The sequence below is a fragment of the Streptomyces sp. NPDC126499 genome (genome assembly GCF_040302485.1).
Taxonomy (GTDB): domain Bacteria; phylum Actinomycetota; class Actinomycetes; order Streptomycetales; family Streptomycetaceae; genus Streptomyces.
This window is the reverse complement of the sequence record NZ_JBEOUO010000002.1, coordinates 283,556-308,614: the sequence shown is the minus strand read 5'-3', so window position 1 is coordinate 308,614 and position 25,059 is coordinate 283,556. Positions and strand designations below refer to the sequence as shown.

Annotated in this window: 19 protein-coding genes; 12 read left to right on the top strand and 7 right to left on the bottom strand. The window is 76.0% G+C overall.

The features are described 5' to 3' along the window. Positions 1–27 precede the first annotated feature (27 nt). Complete coding sequence (locus ABTZ91_RS04065; protein ID WP_352075545.1) at positions 28–1,332, top strand: phytase; 1,305 nt, start codon at positions 28–30, stop codon at positions 1,330–1,332. 236 nt (positions 1,333–1,568) lie between these two features. Here ABTZ91_RS04065 and ABTZ91_RS04060 read toward each other — a convergent pair whose 3' ends face one another. Continuing rightward, the gene (locus ABTZ91_RS04060) at positions 1,569–1,913 is read right to left on the bottom strand and encodes a hypothetical protein (protein ID WP_352075544.1); all 345 of its coding nucleotides are present in this window, start codon (positions 1,911–1,913) and stop codon (positions 1,569–1,571) included. Between the two features lie 215 nt (positions 1,914–2,128). On the opposite strand from ABTZ91_RS04060, the gene ABTZ91_RS04055 reads away from it, so the two are divergent. The 3 genes from ABTZ91_RS04055 (at position 2,129) to ABTZ91_RS04045 (ending at position 6,145) form a co-directional block, all read left to right on the top strand. After that, a complete protein-coding gene (locus ABTZ91_RS04055) occupies positions 2,129–3,040 on the top strand; it encodes an alpha/beta hydrolase (protein WP_352075543.1) in 912 nt (303 codons plus the stop codon). A 205-nt stretch (positions 3,041–3,245) separates the two neighbouring features. Then, positions 3,246–5,801 carry a LuxR C-terminal-related transcriptional regulator gene (locus tag ABTZ91_RS04050; protein WP_352075542.1) on the top strand — a complete coding sequence of 852 codons (2,556 nt, stop codon included), beginning with the start codon at positions 3,246–3,248 and terminating at the stop codon, positions 5,799–5,801. Positions 5,802–5,935: 134 nt separating this feature from the next. Next, positions 5,936–6,145 carry a hypothetical protein gene (locus ABTZ91_RS04045; RefSeq protein WP_352075541.1) on the top strand — a complete coding sequence of 70 codons (210 nt, stop codon included), beginning with the start codon at positions 5,936–5,938 and terminating at the stop codon, positions 6,143–6,145. 63 nt (positions 6,146–6,208) lie between these two features. Here the strand turns inward: ABTZ91_RS04045 and ABTZ91_RS04040 are convergent, their stop codons facing one another. Both ABTZ91_RS04040 and ABTZ91_RS04035 read right to left on the bottom strand, forming a co-directional pair. Further along, entirely contained in the window at positions 6,209–7,642 is a 1,434-nt protein-coding gene (locus ABTZ91_RS04040; RefSeq protein WP_352075540.1) for an amidase, read from the bottom strand. A 723-nt stretch (positions 7,643–8,365) separates the two neighbouring features. Further along, positions 8,366–9,379, bottom strand: coding sequence for a hypothetical protein (locus ABTZ91_RS04035; protein ID WP_352075539.1), 1,014 nt, complete (start codon positions 9,377–9,379; stop codon positions 8,366–8,368). Positions 9,380–9,538: 159 nt separating this feature from the next. Here ABTZ91_RS04035 and ABTZ91_RS04030 point away from each other — a divergent pair, with 159 nt between their 5' ends. The 4 genes from ABTZ91_RS04030 (at position 9,539) to ABTZ91_RS04015 (ending at position 13,854) form a co-directional block, all read left to right on the top strand. Next, the gene (locus ABTZ91_RS04030) at positions 9,539–10,918 is read left to right on the top strand and encodes a nicotinate phosphoribosyltransferase (RefSeq protein WP_352075538.1); all 1,380 of its coding nucleotides are present in this window, start codon (positions 9,539–9,541) and stop codon (positions 10,916–10,918) included. 151 nt (positions 10,919–11,069) lie between these two features. Then, a complete protein-coding gene (locus ABTZ91_RS04025; RefSeq protein WP_352075537.1) occupies positions 11,070–12,026 on the top strand; it encodes a potassium channel family protein in 957 nt (318 codons plus the stop codon). 170 nt (positions 12,027–12,196) lie between these two features. Further along, positions 12,197–12,799, top strand: coding sequence for a CBS domain-containing protein (locus ABTZ91_RS04020; protein ID WP_352075536.1), 603 nt, complete (start codon positions 12,197–12,199; stop codon positions 12,797–12,799). Positions 12,800–12,804: 5 nt separating this feature from the next. Next, positions 12,805–13,854, top strand: coding sequence for a universal stress protein (locus ABTZ91_RS04015; protein WP_352075535.1), 1,050 nt, complete (start codon positions 12,805–12,807; stop codon positions 13,852–13,854). A 176-nt stretch (positions 13,855–14,030) separates the two neighbouring features. Here ABTZ91_RS04015 and ABTZ91_RS04010 read toward each other — a convergent pair whose 3' ends face one another. Next, positions 14,031–15,233 (bottom strand): SUKH-4 family immunity protein, encoded by a 1,203-nt coding sequence (locus ABTZ91_RS04010; protein ID WP_352075534.1) that lies wholly within the window; start codon positions 15,231–15,233, stop codon positions 14,031–14,033. A 264-nt stretch (positions 15,234–15,497) separates the two neighbouring features. On the opposite strand from ABTZ91_RS04010, the gene ABTZ91_RS04005 reads away from it, so the two are divergent. Next, a complete protein-coding gene (locus tag ABTZ91_RS04005; RefSeq protein WP_352075533.1) occupies positions 15,498–15,788 on the top strand; it encodes a hypothetical protein in 291 nt (96 codons plus the stop codon). A 189-nt stretch (positions 15,789–15,977) separates the two neighbouring features. Here the strand turns inward: ABTZ91_RS04005 and ABTZ91_RS04000 are convergent, their stop codons facing one another. Beyond that, a complete protein-coding gene (locus ABTZ91_RS04000; RefSeq protein WP_352075532.1) occupies positions 15,978–16,319 on the bottom strand; it encodes a GNAT family N-acetyltransferase in 342 nt (113 codons plus the stop codon). A gap of 426 nt (positions 16,320–16,745) precedes the next feature. Between ABTZ91_RS04000 and ABTZ91_RS03995 the strand changes: the two genes are divergently transcribed. The 3 genes from ABTZ91_RS03995 (at position 16,746) to ABTZ91_RS03985 (ending at position 23,016) form a co-directional block, all read left to right on the top strand. Beyond that, a complete protein-coding gene (locus tag ABTZ91_RS03995; RefSeq protein WP_352075531.1) occupies positions 16,746–18,443 on the top strand; it encodes a SpoIIE family protein phosphatase in 1,698 nt (565 codons plus the stop codon). Positions 18,444–18,815: 372 nt separating this feature from the next. After that, complete coding sequence (locus tag ABTZ91_RS03990; RefSeq protein ID WP_352075530.1) at positions 18,816–21,869, top strand: protein kinase domain-containing protein; 3,054 nt, start codon at positions 18,816–18,818, stop codon at positions 21,867–21,869. A gap of 118 nt (positions 21,870–21,987) precedes the next feature. Then, the gene (locus ABTZ91_RS03985) at positions 21,988–23,016 is read left to right on the top strand and encodes a LacI family DNA-binding transcriptional regulator (protein WP_352075529.1); all 1,029 of its coding nucleotides are present in this window, start codon (positions 21,988–21,990) and stop codon (positions 23,014–23,016) included. A gap of 113 nt (positions 23,017–23,129) precedes the next feature. Here ABTZ91_RS03985 and ABTZ91_RS03980 read toward each other — a convergent pair whose 3' ends face one another. Both ABTZ91_RS03980 and ABTZ91_RS03975 read right to left on the bottom strand, forming a co-directional pair. Beyond that, positions 23,130–23,972: a TIGR03943 family putative permease subunit gene (locus ABTZ91_RS03980; protein ID WP_352075528.1), complete on the bottom strand. Its 843-nt coding sequence runs from the start codon at positions 23,970–23,972 to the stop codon at positions 23,130–23,132. Beyond that, positions 23,969–25,027, bottom strand: a complete 1,059-nt coding sequence (locus tag ABTZ91_RS03975; protein ID WP_352075527.1) for a permease — start codon at positions 25,025–25,027, stop codon at positions 23,969–23,971. Before ABTZ91_RS03975 ends, ABTZ91_RS03980 begins: the two co-directional genes overlap by 4 nt. Between the last annotated feature and the right edge of the window lie 32 nt (positions 25,028–25,059).

Sequence of the window (25,059 nt, the reverse complement as noted above, 5' to 3'; positions counted from 1 at the left end):
GTGTTCACGACATGAAGGAGTTCCGCCGTGCCCCAGTCCCGTACGCGGAGGTCGGGTGTCCTCGCCGCGGCCGTCGGTTCGGTGCTCGCCGTGCTGTCGCCCTGGCAGGCGCAGGCCGCGCACCTGAGCGACCTGCCCTCGGTCACGGCCCGCGCGGAGACGGCCGCCCTGTACGACGACGAGGAGGGCGGCAACGCCGACGCCGACGACCCGGCGATCTGGCGCAACGCCGCCGACCCGGGTCGCAGCCTCGTCGTCGCCACCGCCAAGGAGGGCGGACTGCGGGTGTACGACCTCGACGCGCGCGAGGTCCAGTCGATCCCGGCCCCGGCCGGTCCCGGCGCCGACGACGCCCCCGGCCGGTTCAACAACGTCGACCTGGTGCAGGGCCTGCGGTTCTCCACCGGCCGCGCCGACCTCGCCGTGACGAGCGACCGCGGCAACGACCGGCTGCGCTTCTACCGCATCGACCGGGACCGCCCCGGCGGCCCGCTCAGGGACGTCACGGATCCGGCCGTCGCTCCCGTCTTCTCGGCCGACCAGGCGGAGGTGAACGAGCAGCGGACCGCGTACGGCCTCGCCACCTGGACCGACCGGTCCACCGGCCGCTCGTACGCGCTCGTCAGCCGGCGCGAGACGACCCGCGTCGCCCTCCTGGAGATCCTGCCGACGGCCTCCGGCACCGTCACCTACCGCACCGTGCGCACCCTCGACCTGCCCTCCTCCTTCCGGCTCCCGAACGGCACCTCCTGGTCGCCGTGCGCCGAGCCGGGCGAGCTGCCGCAGGTCGAGGGCATGGTGGTCGACCCGGCCAACGGCATCCTCTACGCCGGCCAGGAGGACGTCGGCATCTGGCGCCTGCGCGCCGACCTGACGGGCACCCCGGTCCTGGTCGACAAGGTCCGCGAGTACGGCGTGCCCGGCCGTTACGACGAGGAGACCGAGGAGTGCGCCCCGGGCGCCGACCCCGGCTTCGGCGGTGACCGGCTGACCGCCGACGTCGAGGGGCTGACCCTGGTCCACGAGCCGGACGGCGACGGCTATCTGCTCGCCTCCAGCCAGGGCGACGACACCTTCGCCGCGTACGACCGCGAGATCGGCGACGCCAACGAGTACGAGGGCGGCTTCCGCGTGACGGCCGCCGACGCCGTCCTCGACGGCTCCGAGGAATGCGACGGGGCCGCCGCCCTCAACGCCCCGCTGGGCAGCCGGTACCCGAACGGTCTCCTGGTCGTCCAGGACGGCCACGCGAACCCGGAGGACGGCGAACGCGACGCGACCGGCTTCAAGTTCGTCGACCTCGGCGAGGTCCTGGACGCCCTCGACGACTGACGGCCCGCCGGAGGATCCGCGGAGGCGCCGGACCCGCCGCCGAACACGGCGGCGTGGTCCGGCGACCGGCCCGGTGGGGTCTGCGGGGCGGGTCGGGGGGTCCGCCCGGCGGGGTCCGGCGGCGGGTCCGGCGGTCGGCCCGGCGTGGTCCGGCGGCGGGTCCGACGGCGGGTGACCCGCCGTCAGGGACCGTGCTCAGGGCGGCGGACAGGCGGACGCCGACACGGGCCCGGCCGTCAGGCGGACGGCGACACGGTCCTGGCCCGCTCCACCAGCAGCGGCATCAGCCGCTCGCGCCATGTGTCCAGGTGGACCATGCCGCTGGACATCCCGCCGTGGGCGAACCGCTCCCGGTGGACGGAGGACTCGTCCGTGTCGAGGTCGACGCCCACGAGTTCGGCGAACGCCGCCCGCAGCAGGGCGGCCGCCGTGTCGGCGGACGGCGGTACGTCCGTGGCGGACAGACGGTCGCGAAGGGCCCGCCACACCCAGGGGTCGCCGCGCAGGCCCCAGCGGTCCGGCTCGGGTTCGAAGAGGGCCGCCATCGTCACGGCCGACGCGTCCTCGTGTGCCTGTGCCATGCGGGCAGACTACGACCCCGCCCTCTCCCCCGACGACCGCGCCCCAGGAGGGGGCCGTCCCGTGCGGGTCTCCCGGGCCGCGGCGCGCGGGGCCGGTGGTTTCGCCGATGCCGGCGGGGCGTGGCGCCTGGACAGTGGCCGGGCCAGTCCAGGGCGCGACCGCCGACCGGCCCTGTCGGAGGCGGTCGCCACACGACACGAGAGGACGACTCGTCGTGCGACGACACCTTTCCGCATTCGCGGCCTCGGCCGCGGTCTCCGCCTGCCTCGCCCTGCTCCTCGCGCCCGGCGCCACGGCCGCCGACACCACGGCCGCCCGCACCACGGCCGCCGCGGCGGCGGAGAACCCGTACGAACGCGGCCCGGCCCCCACCACGGCGAGCATCGAGGCGCCGCGCGGCCCGTACGCCGTCTCCCAGACCAGCGTCTCCTCCCTCCTCGTCACCGGCTTCGGCGGCGGCACCATCTACTACCCGACGACCACCAGCGACGGCACCTTCGGCGCGGTGGCGATCTCCCCCGGCTTCACCGCGACCCAGTCCTCCATCGCCTGGCTGGGCCCGCGGCTGGCGTCCCAGGGCTTCGTGGTGTTCACCATCGACACCAACACCACGCTCGACCAGCCCGACAGCCGGGGCCGGCAACTCCTCGCCGCGCTCGACTACCTGACGCAGCGCAGCTCCGTGCGCGGCCGGGTCGACGCGAGCCGGCTCGGGGTGATGGGGCACTCCATGGGCGGCGGCGGCTCGCTCGAAGCGGCGAAGAGCCGGCCGTCCCTGAAGGCGGCCGTGCCCCTCACCGGCTGGAACACCGACAAGACCTGGCCGGAGATCGCCACGCCCACGCTCGTCATCGGCGCGGACGGCGACACCGTCGCCCCCGTCGCCACGCACTCCGAGCCCTTCTACGAGAGCCTGCCGAACTCGCTCGACAAGGCGTACCTGGAGCTCAACGGGGCCACCCACTTCACCCCGAACACGTCCGACACGACCATCGCCAAGTACAGCCTGTCCTGGCTGAAGCGGTTCATCGACGACGACACCCGCTACGAGCAGTTCCTCTGCCCGCTGCCCCGCCCCAGCCTGACGATCGAGGAGTACCGCGGCAGCTGCCCGCTCGGTTCCTGAGCGGCCTCAGCGGCCGAGCGGTCCGAGCAGTCCGAGCAGTCCGAGCGGGCCGAGCTGTCCAGGCGGTCCGTACGGTCCGAGCGGTCTGCGGTCTGCTTGTTGTGTGCGATCTGTGCGGGGTCACAGACCGCGTCTCCCGGGCCTGGGCCACCGCCCAGACCCGGGGACCTTCCCCCCGTCCCTACGGCCCAGTAACGTGGGCGGGGTGAACGGAGCGACGCCTGCCGCCGCCCCCGGCCGCCCCCGCCTGTACGACCGGGCGCCCCAACTCGCCGCCGTGGCCGGCCTGTCGGCCCGTACCGTCGAAGGAAGCGGCGGCGTCCTGTTCGTCACCGGAGACCCCGGTACGGGCCGCACCGCGCTCCTGGCCAGGGCGGCGGGTGACTTTCCCGGAGCCGCGTACCAGGTGGCGGCGCCCGGCCACCGGGTGCCGTGGAGCGGGGCGCGGGCGCTGTTGACGGCCCTCGCGCCCTCGGCCTCGGCGGCACGGCGGGCGCTGCGGCAGGCGCGGGGCGAGAGCGGGCTCGGCGCCGCCGTGGCCGGTCTGGTGTCGGGCACCGGCCCCGGACCGGCGGTCCTGGTCTGTGTGGACGACCTGCACCTGTGGGACGCGCACTCGCGGGCCGCCCTCGCCGCGGCCTGGCAGGACCGCGGGCGGGCGGGCCGGCCGGGCACGGGCTGGCTGGTGTCGGCCGCCCGGCACCACCGGCTGCCCGAGCTGCCGGAAGCCGGCACCGTCCGCCTCGGCCGCCTGACCCCGGCCGGTGCGCGGGCCCTGCTCCGCGAACTGAGTCCGGTGTCCGTGGCGCCCGAGGTCGCGGACCTCCTGCTCCACGAGACGGCCGGCCACCCGGGCGTCCTCACCGCGGCCGTACGGCGCCTGAGCCCGGCTCAGCTCTCCGGCGCGGACCGACCGCCGGCGCCCGTGGTCGACGCGGCCGTCCTCCACGAGGTGTACGGCGGGCTCCTGGGCTCCCTGCCCGCCGACGGCCGCCGTCTGCTCGCCCTGGTGGCCGCCCTGCCCGGCGGGCCCTCGCCCGTCCGGGTGGACACGGTCCTGGCGGCCGCGCGGGCCGCTCGCACCCCGGCCGACGCGCTGGACGGCCTGATCGCGGACGGCCTGCTCCGGCGCACCGGCGACACCCTCCGCTTCGCCGACCCCTTCCTCGCCCGCACCGCCCTCGCCCCGCCCCCGCCCTCGTCCCCGGCACGCCGCCCCGGCCGGGCCGACCCGCCCCGCTCCCCCGCCGGGCCCGTGCCCGCAACCGCGCCCCGCCCGGCCGCGCCCGCAGAGGCGCCGGAGCCGGAGCCGGGGAGCGCCGTCGGGCGGGGCAGGGCTCATCTCGTATGGGGGACGGCGGCGTTGGCGGGCGGGCCGGTGACGGACGCGTACGAGGCACTGCTGGAGGCGGCGACGCTGCTGCGGGAGGGGGCGCCGGCGGAGGCGGCCGACGCGCGGTTCCTCGCGATGGAGGCCGCCTGGGCGGCGGGGGACGCCCCCGGTTGTCTGGCCGCCCTCGACGGCGCGAGGGGCGCGCTCGGCACGGAGCGCGACTTCGCCGAGGGGCTGTGCGCGGCGCTCGGCGGACGACCGGACGAGGCGCGTGGCCTGCTGACCCGGGTGGTCGCCGTGGACGGCGCCGAGGACGAGCCGCGGCTGCTGCTGCGGGCCGGGTCCGCCGCGCTCGTGCTGGGTGCGACGACGGCTGCGGCCCGGCTCCACGCGCGGGCGCTCGCGCTGGCCCGGGCCGAGGACCGGGTCGCCCTGCTGCCGCATGCCCTGGAGCACCTCGCCTACGCCGAACTGCGGGCCGGCCGCTACGGCCGGGCGGCGCGGCACGCCCGGGAGGGCCTGGGCGAGGCGGAGCGGACGGGCCAGGCGAACGTGGCGGCCCATCAGCACGCCGTACTGGCGCTCGTGGCATCGGTCACCGACGACGCGCCGGGCGTCGCCGAGCACGCCGAGCGCGCCCTGGCGACGGCCCGCCCGCACGGGCTCGTCCAGGCGGCGACGCTCGCCGAGTGGGCGCTGGCGCGGGCCGATCTCGGGCGTGGGCTCGCCGCTCAGGCGGCCGCCCGGCTCATGCCGCTGGTCCGCACCGGCCCCCGGGGCGGGCATTTCGCGCTGCGGATGCTGGTGGTGCCCTGCTTCGTGGAGGCGGCCGTGGCCTCCGGCCGGTACGCGGAGGCGCGGGCGGCGACCGAGGAGTACGCGGTGTGGGCGGCCCAGGGCCTCGACCGTGCGGCGCCGCCCCGGCTCGCCCGCTGCCGGGCCCTGCTCGCGGAGGGCCCGCGTGCCGGGTACTGGTTCGAGGAGGCGGTCCGCCGGCACGACGAGTGCGGCAACGACTTCGAGCGCGCCCGTACCCTCTTCGCGTACGGCTGCTGGCTGCGGCGCCATCGCCGCCCCAGCGAGGCGCGCGGTCCGCTGCGCGACGCCCTGGTGACGTTCGAGCGGGCGGCGGCGACGGGCTGGGCGGAGCGGACCCGTGCCGAGCTGCGGGCGACCGGCGGCGAGGTCGCGGGCGCGACGGACCGCCCCGACGCGCTGCGGGAACTCACGCCGCAGCAGCAGCGGATCGCCCGTCTCGCCGCCCAGGGCGCCACCAACCAGGAGATCGCCGACCGGCTCGTCCTGAGCCCCCGGACCATCGACCACCATCTGCGGAACATCTACGCGCGCCTGCAGATCCGCTCCCGGGTCCAGCTGCCGGGTGTGGTGGGTGCCGCCGGAGCGGACGGGGACAGCGCGCGCCGGTGACCCTGACCCGCAGGGCGCGCCACGGGGACGGCGCGCGCCGGTGGCCGTGACCCGTGGAGCGCGCCACGGGGCGGCGCGCGCCGGTGGCCGTGACCCGCGGGGCGTGCCGTCGTTGGCCGGGCATGACCAGGATCATGCACCGTGTTCTGGGCGCCGCGGCCGTCGCCGGCGCCGCCGCCCTCGCCTCCGCGGCTCCCGCCGCGGCCGACACCCAGCTGCCGCTGATGGGTCTCCTCGCCCCCGACCAGGGCTCGGCCCACGGCTCGGGCAGCGGAGACGCGCCGGTGACCACCATCTCCGGCAACTCCTCGGAGAGCGTCATCGGGCACACGTCCGCGCGCTGACCCGGCCTCGGCCGGCGGGGCGGGGGGTCAGGCCCGTCGGGGCCTGGCCCCCCGCCGTCGGTGTCACACGTCCTGGATGCGCCGGAAGGGCTGCTCCGCCTCCAGGGCGAACGCGGCCTCCAGGAGGGTCCGCTCGTCGCCCGGCCGGGCCGAGAGCATGACGCCGATGGGCAGCCCGTCCTCGGTGGTGCGCGTGGCCGGGACCGAGATCGACGGCGTGCCGACCACGTTGTTGATCGGGGTGAAGGCGACGTACGCGAGGATCCGTTCGACCAGCTCCGGGTAGGGCACGGTCGGGCTGAGGTGGCCGATCCGGGGCGTGGTGTGGGCGAGTACGGGGGTCAGGATCAGGTCCAGTCCGCGGAAGGCCGCGGCGTACGCCACGGTGGTGCGCTTCAGCCGGCGCAGCACGCCCGGGGTGCGGCGCCAGTGTTCGAGGTAGGTCTCGCGCAGGCCCCGGCTGAGGCCGTCCATGCGGCGCCGGTCGAAGTCCGTGCCGAGGGTGCGGCCGGTGAGGCCGAGCAGGAACGACAGCAGCCCCCAGTAGACGAGGAAGTCCTGGGTGAAGCGGGGGTCGAGGGCCAGCTCGACCGGCTCGACGGTGTGGCCGAGCCGTTCGAGCGTGGCGGCGGTCTCCGTGACGGCCGCCCGGGTGGCGGTGTCGGTGGGGACGCCGTTCGGCGAGTCGGCGAGGAAGCCGATGCGCAGCCGCCGCCCCGAGGGCCCCTCGACGAGGCCGACGGGCGGCAGCTTCGGGTTGCGCCGGTAGGTCTCGGCGGCGGCGAGGAAGGCGGCCGAGTCCCGTACGGTGCGGCTCACGATGCCGTCGGAGACGATGTCGAGCGGGAGTTGGCGGCTCTGGGCGTTCGGCACGACCCGGCCCCGGGTCGGCTTGAGGCCGACGAGCCCGCAGCAGGCGGCGGGGATCCGGATCGATCCGCCGCCGTCGTTGGCGTGCGCGATGGGCACCGCCCCGGCGGCGACGAGCGCCGCGCTGCCGCCCGAGGAACCGCCCGCCGAGTGGTCGGTGTGCCACGGGTTGCGGACGGGCTCGGCGCCCTCGAACTCCGTGGTCGGGCTGAAGCCGAACTCGGGCAGCCGGGTCTTGCCGAGGACCGTGACGCCGCTGCTCAGGAACTGCCGGACGAACGGCGCGTCCCGGCGTGCGGCCCTCGGCGTGAAGGCGGCGCTGCCGTGGCCGGTGGGCAGGCCGCGCTGGTCGGTGTTGTCCTTGACGAAGGTCGGCACCCCGGCGAAGGGCCCGGTGCCCGCGCCGCCGGCGGGCCCCGGGGCGTCCGCGTACACCTCGACGGCGTGGAGCCGGGCCTCGACCTCCCGTACCCGCTCGGCCGCGTCCCGGGCGGCCTCGGCGGCGCCGACCTCGCCACGCCGGATCGCCGCCGCGAGTCCGACGGCGTCGTGCTCGCCCAGGGCGTCGTCCCGGAAGGCGTGCACCCTCGTCCGTTCCCCGAAGGTCCGTTCCTCGGAAGTCGTCACCGCTGCATCAGCCCCCGCCGTGTGGTTGGTTGGGGCGCCATCATCCCGTACCGACAAGTAACACGCGAGGGTCCCGCGCCGGTGATCCACCGGCTTTCCGGCGGCGGCGGTACGGACACGGGCGTCGGGATCCGCGCGGCGCCCGCCGCACCGGGTCCTCCCACAGCGCCGTGACCCCACCGTCGTCCTCACCGTCGTCCTCAGCGACGGCTACGCCCTTCGGCCCTCCGGAAGCCGTCTCCTGCCGTCCGGTCGCCGCCGTCATCGGCCCGGCTCCACCGCAGCCGCCGGCCCGGGCCGGGGCCGTGGGGATCACACCGGCCCGCTGACGCCTCCAGGTGATGTCCGGCTCGGCGGCGCGGGCGGTGGCCGTGGCCGGCCGCGATCGGGCGCCCGGCCGTCGGCCTACCTGGCGGGTACGGCGAGGGGCCGAGGGCATGCCCGCGCCTTCCGGTTCGGCTCCGCCGGCAGCGAGCGGTCCGAGCGGGCGTGTCCGCCCGCGCCGCCGCCGTCCCGGACGCGCCGCCGGGGCGGTCCGACACCACCTGGAGCGTCCGGACGCCCGCCCGGCAGAACGGGAGGGGCGTCGCCGCCGCCCGGGCGGGTGATATCACCAGCGTGGTCCCGGCGCCGCCGGTGTCGCTCGTCATCCTGACCGTGATCACGCTGGCGGCCGGCATCGCCGTGCTCACCGTGGGCGACTGGGCGCGCTGCCGGGCCGGCCTACGCCGGATCAGTGCTCTCGGCGAGCCCCCGCACGGCGTCGGACGCCTCGTCCGCCGCACGCCGGGCTTCATCGGCGGCGTCGCGGGCGGCGTCGGCCTCGTGGCGGGCGGTGTCGGCGGACGCGAGGGCGTCCTCGCGGGACCGGCGCGCTTCGGCGAGGCGCCGTTCCAGGTCGGTGACGTGCGCGTCGGCTTCCTCGGCCCGCTGGGCGGCGGCCTCGGCGGCCTCCTCGGCCGTCCGGGCGGCTTCCTCGCGGGCGTGCGCCTCCTCCTCGGCCTTCGCCGCACGCTCGCGGGCCCGCTCCAGACGCCGCTGCCGTTCCCGCTGCCGTTCCGCCTCCCGCTGCCGCTCGCGTTCCCGCTCCCCCTCCCGCTGCCGCTGCCGTTCCCGCTCCCTTTCTTCCCGCTGCCGTTCCCGTTCCCGCTGCCGTTGTCGTTCCTTCTCGGCGCCCCTCCCTTCCTTTGTGTCCTTGGCCTTGTCCGCACGCGGCGGTGCGGCGGCGGGGCGGGAAGGCGGGACCGGCGCCTCGGGAATGACCGCGCCGAAGCCGAACACCGGCTCCGGCGCCTCCGTCAGCCGGCCCGCCGCCCACTGTTCGGCGACGTCCGCGTCGGCGAGGACGGTGCGCAGGATCTGCTCGACCTCCCCCAGGACGGCGCCGCCCACCGGATGCCCCGCCTCGCCGGCCAGGGCGGCGGCCCGGCGGGCCAGGGCGGCGAGGACACGGTTCTGCTGCCCGCTCGCCTCGCGCAGCTGTGCGGCGTCAAGCGTGCGGGTGGCCTCCCTCAGGGTCTCGCCGAGCGCGAGCAGCCGGCCGGTCTGCTCCGGCTCGTCGCGGGCGAGGAGGTTCACGGCCCACACCGCCAGCGTCGGCCGGCGCAGGGCGGCGATGCGGCGGGCCGCGTCCGCGTCCTTCTCCTTGCGCGCCCGCGCCACCTGGGCGTTGCGGGCGGCGACGAACTCCGTCGGCGGCAGCCCGTACAGCTCGGTGGTGACCTCCTCGACGTCCATCCGTCCACTCTCGCCCGACCGCGCCCGCCCGGCACGCCGGTGCCCCCGCCCGCGTCAGCGGCCCGCGACGACCTCGGGGACCAGGTGGAGGCCCGCCCTCGACCACGAGGCCGACGGCCCGGTCGTGCGGAAGGCGGGACGACCGCGCATGCTCGAAGCATGTCCGAGGTGACCGCCACCGACCTGTACGAGGTCACCATGGCGCTCTCGTACCTGCGGGAGGACATGCGGGCACCGGCCACCTTCAGCCTCTTCGTGCGCGACCTGCCTCCGGAGCGCGGGTTCCTGGTGGCCGCGGGGCTCGAACCGGCGCTCGACCGGCTCGCGCGGTTCCTGGTGGACCGCTCCGACGTCGAGGCGTTCGCCCGGGTGCTCGGCCGGCCCGTCGCGGAGGTGGAGCCGCTGCGCGGGCTGACCTTCGACGGCGAGGTCCGGGCCGTTCCCGAAGGGCGTCTCGTCCTCGCCGGCGAGCCGCTGGTGGAGGTCACCGCCCCTCTGCCGCAGGCCCAGCTGGTGGAGACGTGCCTGTTGTCGCTGCTGTGCCACCAGACGGCGGTCGCGTCCAAGGCGGCCCGCTGCGTGCTGGCCGCCGGCGGGCGTCCGCTCGTCGACTTCTCGCTGCGCCGCGCGCACGGGCCGGAGGCGGGGCTCCAGGCGGCGCGCCTGTGCGCGCTGGTCGGTTTCACCGGCACCAGCAACGTGGCGGCCGCCCAGCGGTACGGCATTCCCGCCGCGGGGACGATGGCGCACTCGTACGTCGAGGCGTTCGCCTCCGAGGAGCAGGCGTTCCGGGCCTTCGCGCGCGCCCACTCCGGGCCCGTGACCTTCCTCGTCGACACGTACGACACCGACCGGGGCGTGGCGGCGGCCGCGCGCGTCCTCGCCGACCTCGGCCTCGGTCCCGGGTGCGGGATCCGGCTCGACAGCGGCGACCTGGCCGGGCAGGCCCGCCGCGCCCGAGCGGTGCTGGACGGGGCGGGGCTCGCGGACGTGCGGATCGTGGCGAGCGGCGGCCTGGACGAGTACGCGGTCGCCGCGCTCGTACGGCAGGAGGCGCCGATCGACGTCTTCGCCCTGGGCACGAAGGTCGGGGTGGCAGCCGGCGCGCCGTCGCTGGACGCCGCGTACAAGCTCGTGGAGTACGACGGACGGCCCGTCATGAAGCTCTCGGCGGCCAAGGCGACGGCACCGGGACCCAAGCAGGTCTTCCGCGGTCCCGGACTGCGGGACGTCATCGGTCTGGCGAACGAGGAACCGCCCGCCGGCACGGAACCGTTGCTGCGGACCGTGATGCGCCGGGGCCTGCGGGTGGAACCGCCGGACACCCTCGCCGCGGCCCGGGCGCGCTTCGAGGCGGATGCCGCCCAGCTGCCGGAGGAAGCCCGACGCGTCGAGGCGCCGGTGGCCCCTCGCGCCACGCCGTCGACGCGCCTGGCGGCCCTCACCACCGTCGTACGGCACCGGATCGAGGCGCGCACGGCCGCATCGGACACACCACGGCCGGACCGGCTCCGGCCCGACGGACCGCCACGGGGCTGAGACCGGCGGCGGGGAGTGACCGCCACGGGGCCGAGACCGGCGGCAGGGAGTGAGCGCCGCAGGGCCGAGACCGGCGGCAGGGAGTGAGCGCCGCAGGGCCGAGACCGGCGACGGCAGGTGAGGGCCACGCGGTACGGGGAAGGAGGCCCCCATGAGTTGGCTGCCGATGGTCGCGGGCGTCCTGCTGGTCCTGTTCGTCCTGCGCGACCTCTTCCAGACGCTCTGGCACCCGACCCGGCACGGCGGTCTGAGCAGGCTGGTCATGATGTCCCTGTGGCGGCTCTCGGCGCGCATCGGCCCGCGGTGGCGGCCGACGGGTCTCGCGGGCCCCATGGGCATGGTGGCCGTCCTCGCCGTCTGGGCGCTGACCGTGTCCGTGGGATGGGCGCTCATCTACTGGCCCCACATGCCGGACGACTTCTCGTACTCCTCGGAGCTGGAGCCCTCCGAGCACGCGAGCCCGGTCGACGCGCTCTACGTCTCGCTGGTCACCCTCGCCACGCTCGGGCTCGGGGACATCGCGCCGACCTCCGGCTGGCTGCGGGTGCTCGCCCCCATGGAGGCGCTGGTGGGCTTCGTACTGCTGTCGGCGACCGTGGCCTGGATCCTCGGCGTCTATCCGGCGCTGGCCCGCCGCCGGGCGCTGGCCCTGCGGCTGTCCCATGTGCGCCGCAGCCGGGCCACCGCCCGGGCCCTCGACTCCGACGGCGGCGCGGCGCTCCTCGACGGGCTCGCGTCCGCCCTGTCCACGATCACGGTCGACTTCCTCCAGTACCCCGAGTCGTACTACTTCTACGACGTGGACGAGCGCACCTCGCTGCCGCTCCAGCTCGGCCACGCGGTGGGCCTCGCCGACCAGGCCGCGGAGGCACGCCATCCGGACATGCGCCTCTCCGCGTCGGTGCTGCGCACCGCCCTGGACGACCTGGCGGTGGTGCTCGACGAGCGTTTCCTGCGCACGGAGGGGACGCCCGGGCAGGTCTTCGCGGCCTACGCCGACGACCACGGCCGCGGGCGCGCCCGGAGAAGGGGCCGGGGCGGGGACGGGGATCGGGGCCGGGGCCGGGGCCGGGGCCGGGGCGAGGGCGAGGGCGAGGGTCCGGCGTGACCCGTTGCCCCTGTCAGCCCTGGTGACCCCGTTGGCCCTGGTGACCCCGTTGGCCCTGTTGACCCTGTTGACCCTGTTGGCCCTGGTGCGCGAGGGGCCCGGCGGCACACACTCGTGGTGAGGGCACAGCGCCCGGCACCGGGAGGCGCGGCAGCGGCCGGAGGCCCGTCATGAAGCATCCACGCACCGTCGACGACGTCATGAGTCACGTCGTGGTGTCCGTGCCGCTGGACGCCACGGCGCGGGAGATCGCCCGGTCCATGCGGCGCTGGGGCGTGCACACGGTGCCGGTGGTCTCGCCCGAGGGGCGGGTCGTCGGCACGGTGTCGGAGAACGCCGTATTCGGCGGCGAGGACCCCGGCGGGCCGAGGGCCGGCCGGCTGATGGCGGCGCCGGCCGTGACCGTGCCGCGCGGTGCCACGATCGCGGGCGCGGCCCGGCTGATGGAACGCGGACGGCTCAAGCGGCTGCCGGTGGTCGACGAGGACGGCTGCCCGGTCGGAGTCGTCAGCCGGGGCGACCTGCTGAAGGCCTGTCTGCGCTCGGACAGCGAGGTCGCCGAGGACGTGCGCCACGAGCTGGTCACCCACATGGCCCCGGGCGACGACGCGGACCTCACCGTCCGGGTCACGGACGGCGCAGTGACACTCACGGGCAGCCTGCCGGCGTCCGTGCCGGAGGACCTGGCGCTGCGGCTCGCCCGCGCGGTGCCCGGGGTGGTGGACGCGGCGGCGGAGTTCACGCCCGGGCCGCGACGGACGGCGGAGAGGTGAGGGGCATGGCGGAAGCGGGACGGGTCGTGGTCGGCCTGGACGGTACGGAGCAGGCCGACGCCGCGGCCGAGTGGGCGGCGGACGAGGCGGTGCTGCGCGGCACCGGGGTGCGCCTGGTGCACGTCCTGGAACCGTCGCCGGACGTGCTCGTGCCCTTCGTGTCGCGGGAACCGGACACCTCGTGGGGCGAGGAACTGCTCGCGCGCACGGCGGCGCGCCTGCGCGCGAGCCGTCCCGGCCTCTCGGTCACCACCCGGCTGCTGCCCTCGGACCCCGTCACGAGCCTGGTCCTGGCCACCGAGGAGGACGGCGACCTGCTGGTCCTCGGCTCGCGGGCACTGGGCGGAGTGGCGGGCTATCTCCTCGGCTCGGTCGGCCTGACGGTCGCGGGCCGGATCGAGCGGCCCGTCGTCCTGGTCCGGGCCCCCGGCTCGCCACCCGGCCGTGAGGGCCGCGCGGGAGACGGCCGCGGGCCGGAGGGGCATGCGGTCGGGGGCCGCCGACCGGAGGGCCGCGCGGGAGAGGGCCGCGGGGCGGAGGGCCGCGCAGGTGAGGGCCGCGGGCCGGAGGGCCACGCCGGAATGGACGGCACCGGCGACGACCGCGCCGGGGCCCGCACCGCGCCCGGGACCGGCCCGGTCGTCGTCGGGGTCGATCCGCGAGATCCCATGGACGGTGTCGTGGCGTTCGCCTTCGCCGAGGCGGCCTCGCGCGGGGGCGAGGTGCGGGTCGTCCACGCGCGGCGGCCGTCGCTCCACGACCGGCTGTCGTCGCCGGGGGCGCCGGACGCCCGGCAGGCGGTCGCCCCGGAGGCCCGGCGCTCGCTCGACGTGCTGCTCGAACCGTGGCGGGAGCGGTTCCCCGGTGTGGCGGCCACCGGGCATGTGGTGGCCGGTTCGGCGGGGCAGGAGCTCGCCCGGGCCGCCGAGGGCGCCGCGCTCCTGGTGGTGGGGCGGCGCACGCGGCGGTCCGCGCTGGGCGCGCACCTCGGCAGCGTGGCCCACGCGGTGCTGCACCACGTCAGGGCGCCGGTCGCCGTGGTGCCCCACGACTGACGACCGCACCGGACGCCTCGTACCCCACCACCGACGACCGCACCGGACGCCTCGTACCCCACCACCGACGACCGCACCGGACGCCTCGTACCCACGACTGACGACCGCGCCGCTCGCCGTCGTACCGCGCGGCCGAGGGCCGGCCAGTCCAGGCTCCGGTCGTCAGGCCACCGTCGTCACAGCACGCCGCCGGCCTCGTCGTGGAACACCTCGGGCCAGTAGCGGTAGTCGTCGGGATCGGTGGTGGGGGCGCAGGCGACGGGGTCGACCGAGGCGAGGACCTCGGTCATCGTGCCCGCGAGGTAGAGGTAGAAGCCATCGGTGAAGTCCTCGGCCGCGTCGATCCGCCCCTCGCGGTGGTGCAGCCACAGGGTGAAGGCCAGGGTGGACACGTCGGCGTTCAGCGGGGTGATCGCGGCGCCGTCGTAGAGGCGGTGGTAGAGCTCGCCCGTGCGGCCGTGGATCACGACCTCGAAGTCGTGCACGAGGCTGCCGAGACACACGAGCAGCCCGGCGTCGGCCGGAAGGGTGCCGCGGTCGCCGTCGCCTCCGGGCGTGGCCCCGGCCCCGGTCCCGGCCTCTTCGGTCTCGGCGAGGGGCCGCATGAGGTATTCGTCGCGCCAGAGGCCGAACATGCCCGCGTCCCGCGGCAGTCCGACCTCGGTGAGGAACCGCCGGGTCGGCTCGTGCTCCAGCACGGCGGGCAGGCCGGCGGGCGCGATACGCACGATCTCCTCCGCCCCGAACTCCTCCTCCAGCAGCCCGCTCGGCAGGTCGAGCCGCAGGTCCGTCCCCGGCGCCGCGATCAGGGCCAGCGGGCGGATCCGTGCGGCGATCCGCCAGAACGCCGGGACGGGCCGGCCGTCCTCCTCGGCGAAGCGGGCCGCGAGCCGGGCCTCCGCCTCCGCGACGGCCGCCGGTCCGGTGGCACCGGACAGGTCGGCGAAGTCCCCGCGCAGGGCGGCGAAGTCGTCGACGGTCTCCAGGTGACCGGCGAGGGCCTCGACGGAGGAGGCCAGCGGGAAGAGCTCGGCGCTGTCGGGGTTCTTCTCGTAGAGCCACAGGCTGGAGACCCGGCCGGTGGCACCGTCGAGCACGACCTGGTCCGCCTCGCCGCCCTCGGCCGTCAGATGGCCGAGGAGGAGGTGCGACGCGATGTCCTCGGCGAGCGCGTCGGCGTCCGCGCCCTGGTCCAGGAGGTACTGACGCACCGTCCGCAGGCGTGCCTCGGCGAGCGGCCGGAAGGTCATGAGGCGGTGCCGGGCGGGGAGGCCCCGGGTGGCGAGCCACCGCCGGGTCGGCGCATGGGTCAGCTCCGGGGCGAGCTCGTCGTCCCCGACGGTCATGGTGACGGTGCTGACGCTCGTCCTGTTTCCCACGGTGCCTTCTCCCACGGTGCTCCCCGATCGGCCGTCCGGTGCCCTTCGGCGGCCGCCACTGTACGGGGCCCGGTCCCGTACGGGTCGGGGCGCCCTCCCCGTTCGGGACCGGGACCATCGGATGCCGTACGAGACCATCGGATGCCGTCACGAGGCCGTCGGATGCCGTACCGGGCCGGACGTGGTGTGCTGGCAGAGAGCGGGTTGCCGCCACGGGGCAGCACAGAAGGCTCTGCCCGCCTCATGAGTACGAGGGAGACCGTCATGGCGATCTTCGTCCACGCCGTCGTCCCCGGCATCACCACGGACCAGTACGACGCCCTCAACGCCCGGCTGCAGCAGGTCCCCGGCATCTTCGACGGCTGCCTGTCCCACGCGTGCGTGCCGACCGACGACGGCCTGGAGATCTTCGACATCTGGGAGAGCGAACAGCACATGAACGCGTTCGCCGAGAAGATGATGCCGATCGCCACCGAGGAGGGCTGGCCGGCCTCGCCGGACAGGCCGCGGGTGATGGGGGTGCACAACCACTGGGTCCCGGGCAGCACCGGCTGACCCCGTCCTGATCCCCTCCCGCGCGCGGCGGCCAGGCCGGGTCGCCGGCGCTCGCCGAACGTCCGCGTGGGGGGAGGAGGACGGGGCGGCACCGGTATGGGACACACTCGACCGGATGAAGCGGTCGGACCGATGGGCACGGCCCGCCCCCGGGCGCGTGTAAGGCCGGAGCGGCGAGGGACCTGAGCGTCAGCGGCCCAGTTCACCGTCCAGCCACCGCGTGACCTCGGGCGTCACCGGGTCGGTGAGGTCGGCGAACTCGTCGTGCTCCTTGAGGAACTTCGCGACGTACGGGCAGACGGGCACGATGCGCTTCCCGGCGGCGCGGACGTCGGTGAGCGCCTCCTGGACGAGGATCGACGCGAGGCCCCGCCCGGCGTAGGCGTCGCCGACCTCCGTGTGGAAGAACACACGCTGCTCCCCGCGGTCCCGGTACGCGGTGAGTCCGGCGCGCTCCCCGTCGACGAGGATCTCGTAGCGGTGCCGGTCGTCGACGTGGCGGACGACGGGGACGGTGGCCTGCTCGGTCATGGCGTGCTGCCTTTCGATGGTCGTGCGCGGGTCGCGATCCGTCGAAGCGGGGGCGCGGGCGGGGGCGGGAGGCGGGACCGGAGCCGGACGGAGGCCGGGCGCGGTCGTCCGGTACGAGGTCTGCCCAGGTGGGCGCCATGCTACCCAGCGCGTGCCCGGCGCCGGTCGGCGTCGGCCGGCGTCGGCCGGGAGGGCGGGGCGTCGGCTCCCCGGCGACCGCCCGCCCAAGAGTCCGCGACCGCCCGGCGACGACCGGGCGACCACCGGGCGACGATCTGGCGGCGATCCGCCGCGCGGAGAGGCCTGCGCGGACCGCTCCGGCGGATGCGCTGCGATGCCGGTGGTGCCCATGGGGTGGGAGGGGCGTGGACCTCGAGGTTCCGTGGGGCTGGTGGAGAGGGTGGCAGGGCGTGTCATGCTCGTCGTATGACCGACCGCGAGCTGCCGTCCGTCCCCTCGTCACGAGGGGGCGGCTTCGATACGGAGGCGGGTGCCTCCCCGTTCTCCTCGAGCCGTTACCTGCCGCGGCGGAACGGGGTGGACCGAGGCGTCCCGGCCCTGCCCGCCGTGTCGATGCCGGCGGTTCAGGAGGTGCTGGACGCACTGCCGGGCTCGGCCACCTTCTTGCTGCCGGTGTACGGGGCGCGCGGAGAGGTCACGGACTTCCGGATCACGGCGTCGTCGCCGGAGGCGGTCGACGCCGGTGCCCGGAGGGGATCGGAGCTGGTGGGCCTGAGCGTCCGCGAGACGTATCCCTCCGTGGTCGGCAGCGAGCTGTGGCGGGGCTATCTGTCGGCGCTGGAGACGGGCGTGCGCTACGAGAGCGAGCCCTTCGACTACGAGGAGGTCGTCGCCGGCGTGTCCCGCCGGTCGCGCTTCGCCGTGCGGGCCGCGGCCTGCCACGCGGGACTGATCGTCTCCTGGGTCCGCCTGGACGACGGCGAGCGGGACCGGCGCAGACTGCGGGCCATGCAGCGGCTCGCCCGGATGGGGTGGGCGGACTGGGACCTGCTGCGCAATGCCATCACCTGGTCCGAGGAGGTCTACGCGATCTTCGACCGGGATCCGGTCCTCGGTCCGATGACGTTGGAGGAGCTGCCCTCCCATGTCGTCGACGAGGACCTGCCGGCGCTGGCCGACAGCGTGCGGTGTCTGCTGGACGACGGTCGGCCCATCGACCACACCTTCCGCGTCACCGGATCCGAGGGGCAGGTGCGGCACGTCCGGATCGTGGCCGAGGCGGACGTGGACCTGCGGGGCGCCCCCGTCGAGGTGCACGGCTTCTTCCAGGACCTCACGGCCCTCAAGCAGGCCGAGGAGCAGTTGCTCCGGCACGAGCGGGCCGCGCTGGCACACCGCAGCCTGCTCGACGCCGAGCGCGATCTCGCCGCCCGCCTCCAGCACGCCCTGCTGCCGCTCCCCCAGCAGTCCCTGAGCCTGGCCGGCCTCACCGTGGACGTCGCCTACCAGCCCCTGCAGGAGGGGCTCAACGTCGGTGGGGACTGGTACAGCGCCATCGAACTGCCCGACGGCAGCGCGCTGCTCGTCGTCGGTGACGTCGCCGGGCACGGCCTCGACGCGGTGGCCACGATGGCCCAGCTGCGCTTCACCGCCAAGGGCATGGCGATCACCGGCACGCCGCTGCCGCAGATCCTCTCCCGGCTCAACACGCTTCTGCTGCACAGCGCCGAGCGGAACTTCAGCACCGCCACCATGATCATGGCCCGTTACGAGCCGGAATCGTCACGGTTCACCTGGGTCCAGGCCGGGCATCTCCCGCCGCTGCTCGTCCGTGACGGAGAGGCCCGTCTCCTCACCGCTCCGCACGGCGTCCTCCTGGGCGCCGTACCCACGTCGCGGTACGACTCCGCCTCCGTCCAACTGCTGCCGGGCGACCAGCTGTTGCTGTACACGGACGGCCTGGTCGAGGAGCCGGGCGAGGAGATCGGGGAAGGCCTCGCCCGCCTGTCCCGTACCGCGGCGGCGTGCTCCGGCGGCGCCCGGGTCCTGGACGGCATCCTGGAGGCTCTCGTCACGCCGCACGTCCGCCGCGACGACATCTGCGTCCTGCACGTCGGCCTTCCTCCGGTCCGAGGGTCCCGGAGACACGTGACGGCCGCCTGAGCGACCGCCTGGCCGCCTGGGAGACCACCTGAGCGGCGGACGGTCACCGAGCCCTGTCCATGACCGCGGTGTCCCACGTGCCGCGTGCCCAAACCATTGCGCCAAACGTTTGGGCATGCCAGGGTTTCCCTCAACCGGGGTGTGACACACCGGTGTTGCGGCAGCCGACGGGGGTGGGCGATGGGTCCGACGGGGGACGGGGGTCCCGAGCTGGACGGGGGTCCCGAGCGGGACGGTGCGGGCGGGGAGCGGGTCCCGGATCCGCGCCACCTTCTGGCGCGCACCGCGCGGGCCAGGCCGGCCCGGCCGGAGGGTCCGGACAGGCCGGTCAGGTCGGACAGGTCCGGGCGGGCGGCGGGAGCGGCCGGCGGGGTGGACCTGGCACCGCCGACATGGGCGCGGGCGGCGGCGGTGGAGACGACAGGGGCGGAAACCGCCCGTACGGTGGGGCCGTTCCGCGTCCTGCACCGGTTGGGCGCGGGCGGCATGGGCGAGGTGCACCTGTGCGTCGCTCCCGACGGGGTGCTCGCCGCCGTGAAGACGGTCCGTCCCGAGCTGCTCGGCGAGGAGCGGATACGTCACCGGTTCACCCGCGAGGTGCAGGCCGCCCGCCGGGTCCGCAACCCGTACGTGGTGCCGGTGATCGCGGCCGAGACCGAGTCCGCCGTGCCGTGGCTGGCCCAGGCCTTCGTCCCCGCTCCGCCCGTCGACCATGTCGTCCGGCACCTCGGCCCGCTCGCGGAGGCCGTGGTGCGGGCGCTGGGCGGCGGCATCGCCGTGGCACTGGCCGGCATCCACGAGGCGGGGATCATCCACCGTGATCTCAAGCCGGGGAACGTGCTGCTCGGCGCCGACGGACCGCGCGTGATCGACTTCGGCATCGCCCGGATGGAGGGCCGGACCCTCACGGTGGGCGAGGTGTGGGGCACGCCCGGCTTCATGGCCCCGGAACAGATCACCGATCCCGACCGTCTGACGGGTGCCGCCGACGTCTTCTCGCTGGGCGTGCTGCTGTACTACGCGGCGACCGGGCGGCTGCCGTGGCGGGGCAGCACCGCGCTCGAACTGCAGGTCCAGACCGTGGAGGGCGTCCCCGAGCTGTCCGGGCTGGCGCCCGGCCTGCGGGAGCTCGTCGCCGGCTGCCTCGCCCGCCGCCCGCAGGACCGCCCGTCGCCGCCGGAGCTCGTGGCGGAACTGGGCGCCGAGGACGTCTCCGCGTCGTTCGGCAGCGCCCTGGGACGGCTTCGACCGGCACTCGACTCCTACGCGCGGGCCGTGCTGCACGCCGTACCGGACGCGCGTGTCCTCGGCGCGATGCTGGACCGGTCACGCGACCGGCGGCTGCGGGAGCGCATCGCCCGGCTCCGCGAACGCGCCGACGGGCTGACCGGCTCGGCCCTGCCGCCGTGGGCGGTTCCGGGGTCGGCGGCCTGGGCCGGGGAGGTGCCGAAGAGCGCGGCGGCGAAGCTGCGGCAGTCGTTCGACGAACTCGCCCGGGAGGCTGCCGACTTCTACGGGCCGGAGGACCCCGAGGCGTTCGTGCTGCGCGCCGAGGAGATCCGCTGGCGCGCGGAGGCGGGTGATCCGGCGCAGGCCGCGTTCGAGCTCGGTGAGCTGGTGGAGTCCGCGGCGGTCGCTCTGGGCCCGGGAGCTCCGGAGGTGTTGCGTCTGCGCCGGATGCGGGTCACCGTCCTCGCGCTCGCCGGCAACACGAGCGAGGCGATCCTGCTGCAGGAGGACGTGCTGCGGCGGGTCGGTGACGCGGTGGACCCGGCGGAGCCGACCCTGGCGGCGGCCGTCGCCGAGGCGCGGGTGGAGCTGGCCGAGCTGTACGGGCGCGCCGGGCGGCCGGAGTCCGCGGCGCGGCAGTACGCGCGGGCCCTTGAAACGGCCCGCTCCGCGCAGGCGGCGCCGCCGGCCGAGCGCATCGCGCAGTGGCGTCACCAACAGGCCTTCTGGACACGGAGGTTCGCGCCCGCCGAGGCCGTCGGGCTGTTCCGGTCGCTGTACGAGGACTGCGCACGGGAACTGGGCCCGGGGCATGCGCTCACGCTGGAGGCCCTGGAGGGCGTCGCCTACACGCTGGGCGCCGCGGGGGACGCGGCCGCGGCCCGGGACCTGTACGAGGAGCTTGTGCCCCGGGCGCGGGGCCGCTTCGGGCCGGACAGTCTCGAAGCGCTGGAGGCGTGGGCGAGCCTGGCGGGCTGGACCGGAGACGCGGGGGACGCGACGCGGGCGGCCCGGATGTACGCCGAGGTGGTGGCGACGGCGGTGGAGCGCTGGGGCGAGTCGCATCCGCGGGTGACCCGGTGGATCCGGGAGGCGCGGGTGTGGCGGCGTCGGGCGGCGGAGCAGGCACCCGAGGCGGAAGCCGAGCGGGCACCCGAGCAGGCGGCCCGGCCGGGGGCGGACCGACAGGGGGCGGCTCGTACGGGGGCGGCTCGTCCAGGGGCCTGGCCGGGGGCGGACCCGCCTTCGGCCGGCTCGGGCCAGGCCGGGGATGCGGTCTCGACGGCGGCCGGCGGCCCACCCGTACCGGCGGGCCGGGAGCGGAGGAGGAGTCTCCTGAGGTGGTGGCCGGGGCGACGCCGTACGACGCCGTCCTCCGCCCGCCAGGCCGCGCCGCCCGATGACCGAGCCGTACCCACCCAGGAGCACCGGGACCGAGCCGTACCCACCCAGGAGCCCCAGGCCCGAGGCGTACCCACCCAGGAGCCCCAGGCCCGAGGCGTACCCACCCACGACCCCCGGGACCGAGCCGTGCCGGCCGGCTCCGGGCCGCGGGCGAGCGTTCCGGCACAGGACCTGGCGGACCGGGTGCATCCGGTGTTCCTGCCGCCCGACCGGTTCCCGCCCGCCCTGGAGCGCGTCCACCGGAACGTGCTGCCGGGTCTGAAGACGGCGCTCGCCGTCCGCCGGGGCGAGGAGGTCTCCTTCGTCGATCCGCGCCCGTTCTCCGGTGCGGAGCTGGAGAGCCTGTGGGGCAGTGCGCGACGGAACGTCTGCGGGTTCGAAGGGCTCCGGACCGTCCGTACCGAGACGGGTGACGGCGATGTGATCGCGGAGCTGTGGCACCCGGACGACGTGTTCGTGGCGTCCCGCGCCATCGCTCCCGACTGGCTGGGGCCCGCCCTCTTCGGCACGCCCGCGCCGGAGGGGATCCTGCTGTGCCTGCCGCAGATGCGCAACCTCCTGGTGGCCCCCGCGCGGCCGGCCACGGCCGCCGAGCTCGCGGGCGTGCTCGCCCGGGTCGCAGCCGACGTCCACGCCAGGGCTTCCTCTCCCCACCTGGCGGTCACGCCCGACGTGTATCTGGTGGCGCGCGGCCGTGGGACGGACACGTTCCAGGCGCAGCGCGTGGGCAGGATGGTGAGCGGACGGCCGGTGGTGGGCGGGGAGTTGCTGGAGATGCTGACCGGGCGGTGACCGGCGCGGGGGCGGGGCGGCGGGTGCGGAGCGGCCCGTCGCTCTGCGATGATCCACGCGTACGGGTGACGGCCGCCGTACACGGCCGCGGGGGTGGGCGAGGGAAGGGGAATCCGGCGTGGGGGACTCGGTGACGTTGCAGGAGATCGCCGACCGGCTCGGGCTGCACGTCTCCACCGTCTCCCGGGTTCTGCACGGATCGCCGGGCGCCCGGCAGCGCGCGGCCTCGGCGCGGACCGCGCAACGGGTCAGGGATCTGGCCGCCGAGCTCGGCTACCGGCCCAACCCCCATGCCACCAGCCTGCGGACGCGCCGCAGCAACCTCATCGGCGTGCTGTTCCCCCGCCTGTCCGAGATCGTGGTGGCCACGATCTACGAGGGCATCGAGGAGGAGGCCACCGCGCGGGGGTTCTCCACGTTCGTGACCAACACCCATGACGAACCGGCCACGCAGCGCGAGCGGATCGCGATGGTGCTGGCGCGCCGTGTGGACGGGCTGATCATCGGCGACGCGCACCTGGACGGCGCGGCGCTGTCCGGCCCCGCGCTGCACGACACGCCGTTCGTGCTGGTCAACCGCCGTGCGGAGGGCGGCCATCCGGCCGTCACGTGCGACGACTACCTGGGCGGGCGGCTGGTGGCCGAGCACTTCCTCGGTCTGGGGCACCGGCGGGTCGGGGTGATCGCGGGCGAGGCGTTCGCCAGTACGGGAGCCGATCGCACCGCCGGTTTCGTCGACCGCTACCGCGAGGCGGGGCTCCCGCTGCCCTCGGCCGCCGTGCGTCACTGCGCGTTCGACACCGCCGGAGGCCGCCGCGCCGCCACCGGCCTCCTCGGCTCCGCACCCCGCCCCACGGCCCTGTTCGCGGTGAACGACCTGGCCGCGATCGGCGCCATGGGCGCGGCCCGCGACCTCGGCCTGCGGATCGGCGCCGACCTGGCACTCGCCGGTTTCAACGACATCCCCGTCGCGGCGGAACTCCCCGTCCCCCTGACCAGCGTCCGCTCCCCCATGACGGACCTGGGGCGCGCGGCCGTCCGGGAACTGCTCCAGCACCTCGCCGGCAAGCCGCCCGCCCCCCGCCGCCTCCCTCCGGAACTCGTCGTCCGCGCCTCCAGCGGGGACCCGGTGGCGCCGCCCCTGTGAGGCGAACGCGACCGGCCGGCGGGCTGCCCGTGCCGCCCGGGGAGACGGGGCCGGCGGCCTGGCCGGCCGCCGGCGTGATCGGCCAGTCCGCCGTCGCTCCCCTCCTCGGACCTTCAGCCGGCCGTGGGCGGTGCGTCCTGGTACGGGTTACGGGGCTCGGGGACGGTCCGGACGGCGCCGACGTCCAGGGTGGGGACGGGGTCGTCGGCGGTGGTCTCCTCGGGGCGCCAGACGCCCGTGACCTCGACCCAGGTGTCGTCGGCGGGTGCTTTCGCGCCGTGCATCTCCACGCGCAGCGTCCGGGCGTCGCCCGCGCAGCAGCCGACCTTGAGGCGGTTGAGGTACCAGGTGTCCGGGGTCCTGCCGGCGGTGACGAAGCCGAGGAGCCGGATCTTGCGGCCGCGCAGGCTCATCGAGTCGTACAGGGAACGCCCGATGAACTCCTCCAGCGCCATGGGGGTGGTCGGCGCGTCCGCCAGTTCCTCGTAGGCGGTCCGCTCGACGCGGGCCGCCGAGCCCTCCCGGGAGGCGGTGTACGAGCCGAGCGCGGGCGGCGCGACGAACAGGAGCGTGAGGGCCGGTACGGCCAGGAGCCAGGCGACGCGGGTGGCGCCGCCATGCCCGTATCCGTCGCCGTGCCCGTCTTCGTCGTGTGCTTCCGCGTGGTCGTCGGCCGGGTGGTGCCAGTACGCGCGGCCGGACGCGTCACGCCGCAGCACCGGCTGGCGCAGCCGGCGCGTCACCTCGGCGCCGAGTCCCGCGAGACCGAGGGCGACGAGCAGGACGCCGGAGGCGACGAGGTAGGGCCACAGTCCTTCCTTCACGTACCGGAGGTAGACGTCGCTGCGCACGGTGGCGCGCAACAGGCCGGCACCGGTGAGCACCAGCAGGAAGGGCAGGCCGAGTTCGGTCAGCGGGCGGCGGCGCCACGCGCGCGTGCGGGGTTGGGCGGTCACAGCAGTACGCCTCCGACGTGTACGCAGCACAGGACGGCCACGACGAACGTGGCGGCGCTGAACCGCATCGCGAACGCCCGCCCGAAGGCCCCCGACTGCAGGGCGATGAGCTTCATGTCGACCATCGGTCCGACCACCATGAACGCGAGGCGGGCGGTGGGCGAGAAGCCGGTGAAGGAGGCCGCGACGAACGCGTCCGCCTCCGAGCACACCGACAGGAGCACCGCGAGCACCGCCGCCACGAGAACCCCGAGCCACGGCGAATCCGCGAAGACCTCGAGGACCGACGGCGGTACGAGGACGTTGAAGGTCGCGGCGGCCATGGCGCCGACCACCAGGAAGCCGCCCGCGTGCAGGAAGTCGTGCTGCAGCCCGCGCCGGAAGGCCGCGAACCGGCTCGCGCCCGGCGCGTGCCCGGCGCGCCCCGTCGGCAGCCGCAGCCACTCCTCGCGCCCCCATCGGATCCACAGCCAGCCCATGACGACCGCGGTGACGAGCGAGGCGCCGAAGCGCGCGGCCACCATCTCCGGACTGCCGGGGAAGGCGATGGCCGTGGAGACCAGCACCACCGGATTGACGGCGGGCGCGGCGAGCAGGAACGTCAGCGCCGCCGCGGGGGCGACGCCCCGCCGCATCAGGCTTCCCGCGACCGGCACCGAGGCGCATTCGCAGCCGGGGAGCACCACGCCGGCCGCACCGGCCACGGGGACGGCGAACACGGGGTTGCGGGGCAGCGCCCTGGAGAAGACCCGGGCGGGGACGAAGGCGCCGATGGCCGCCGAGACGACGGTGCCGAGCAGGAGGAACGGCACGCCCTGCACCACGATGGCGACGAGCAGCGTCCGCCACGCCCCGAGCGCCGCCACTCCGAGCAGCCGCTCCAGCCACGGCCCGGCGAGCACCGCTACCACCGCGGTGCCGACGGCCGCCGAGCCGAAGACGCCCGCCCTGGCCCGGCGCTTCCGCTCCGGATCGCTCTTCTCCTCACGCGGTCCGAAGAGGGGTGCTGCCGGTGGTGGCAGCGCTGCCGCCGTTCTCGTCGCGCCCTCGCCCACGCCCTGCCCCCTCGCTCCTGGTCCGCCCGGTC

Bases quoted from the DNA above. Each gene is read 5' to 3' on its own strand.
- ABTZ91_RS04035 (WP_352075539.1), bottom strand. From the start codon at position 9,379: ATGGACGTCGAGGAGGTCACCACCGAGCTGTACGGGCTGCCGCCGACG.
- ABTZ91_RS03995 (WP_352075531.1), top strand. From the start codon at position 16,746: ATGACCGACCGCGAGCTGCCGTCCGTCCCCTCGTCACGAGGGGGCGGC.
- ABTZ91_RS04045 (WP_352075541.1), top strand. From the start codon at position 5,936: ATGCACCGTGTTCTGGGCGCCGCGGCCGTCGCCGGCGCCGCCGCCCTC.
- ABTZ91_RS04005 (WP_352075533.1), top strand. From the start codon at position 15,498: ATGGCGATCTTCGTCCACGCCGTCGTCCCCGGCATCACCACGGACCAG.
- ABTZ91_RS04025 (WP_352075537.1), top strand. From the start codon at position 11,070: ATGAGTTGGCTGCCGATGGTCGCGGGCGTCCTGCTGGTCCTGTTCGTC.
- ABTZ91_RS04000 (WP_352075532.1), bottom strand. From the start codon at position 16,319: ATGACCGAGCAGGCCACCGTCCCCGTCGTCCGCCACGTCGACGACCGG.
- ABTZ91_RS04020 (WP_352075536.1), top strand. From the start codon at position 12,197: ATGAAGCATCCACGCACCGTCGACGACGTCATGAGTCACGTCGTGGTG.
- ABTZ91_RS04060 (WP_352075544.1), bottom strand. From the start codon at position 1,913: ATGGCACAGGCACACGAGGACGCGTCGGCCGTGACGATGGCGGCCCTC.
- ABTZ91_RS04015 (WP_352075535.1), top strand. From the start codon at position 12,805: ATGGCGGAAGCGGGACGGGTCGTGGTCGGCCTGGACGGTACGGAGCAG.
- ABTZ91_RS04030 (WP_352075538.1), top strand. From the start codon at position 9,539: ATGTCCGAGGTGACCGCCACCGACCTGTACGAGGTCACCATGGCGCTC.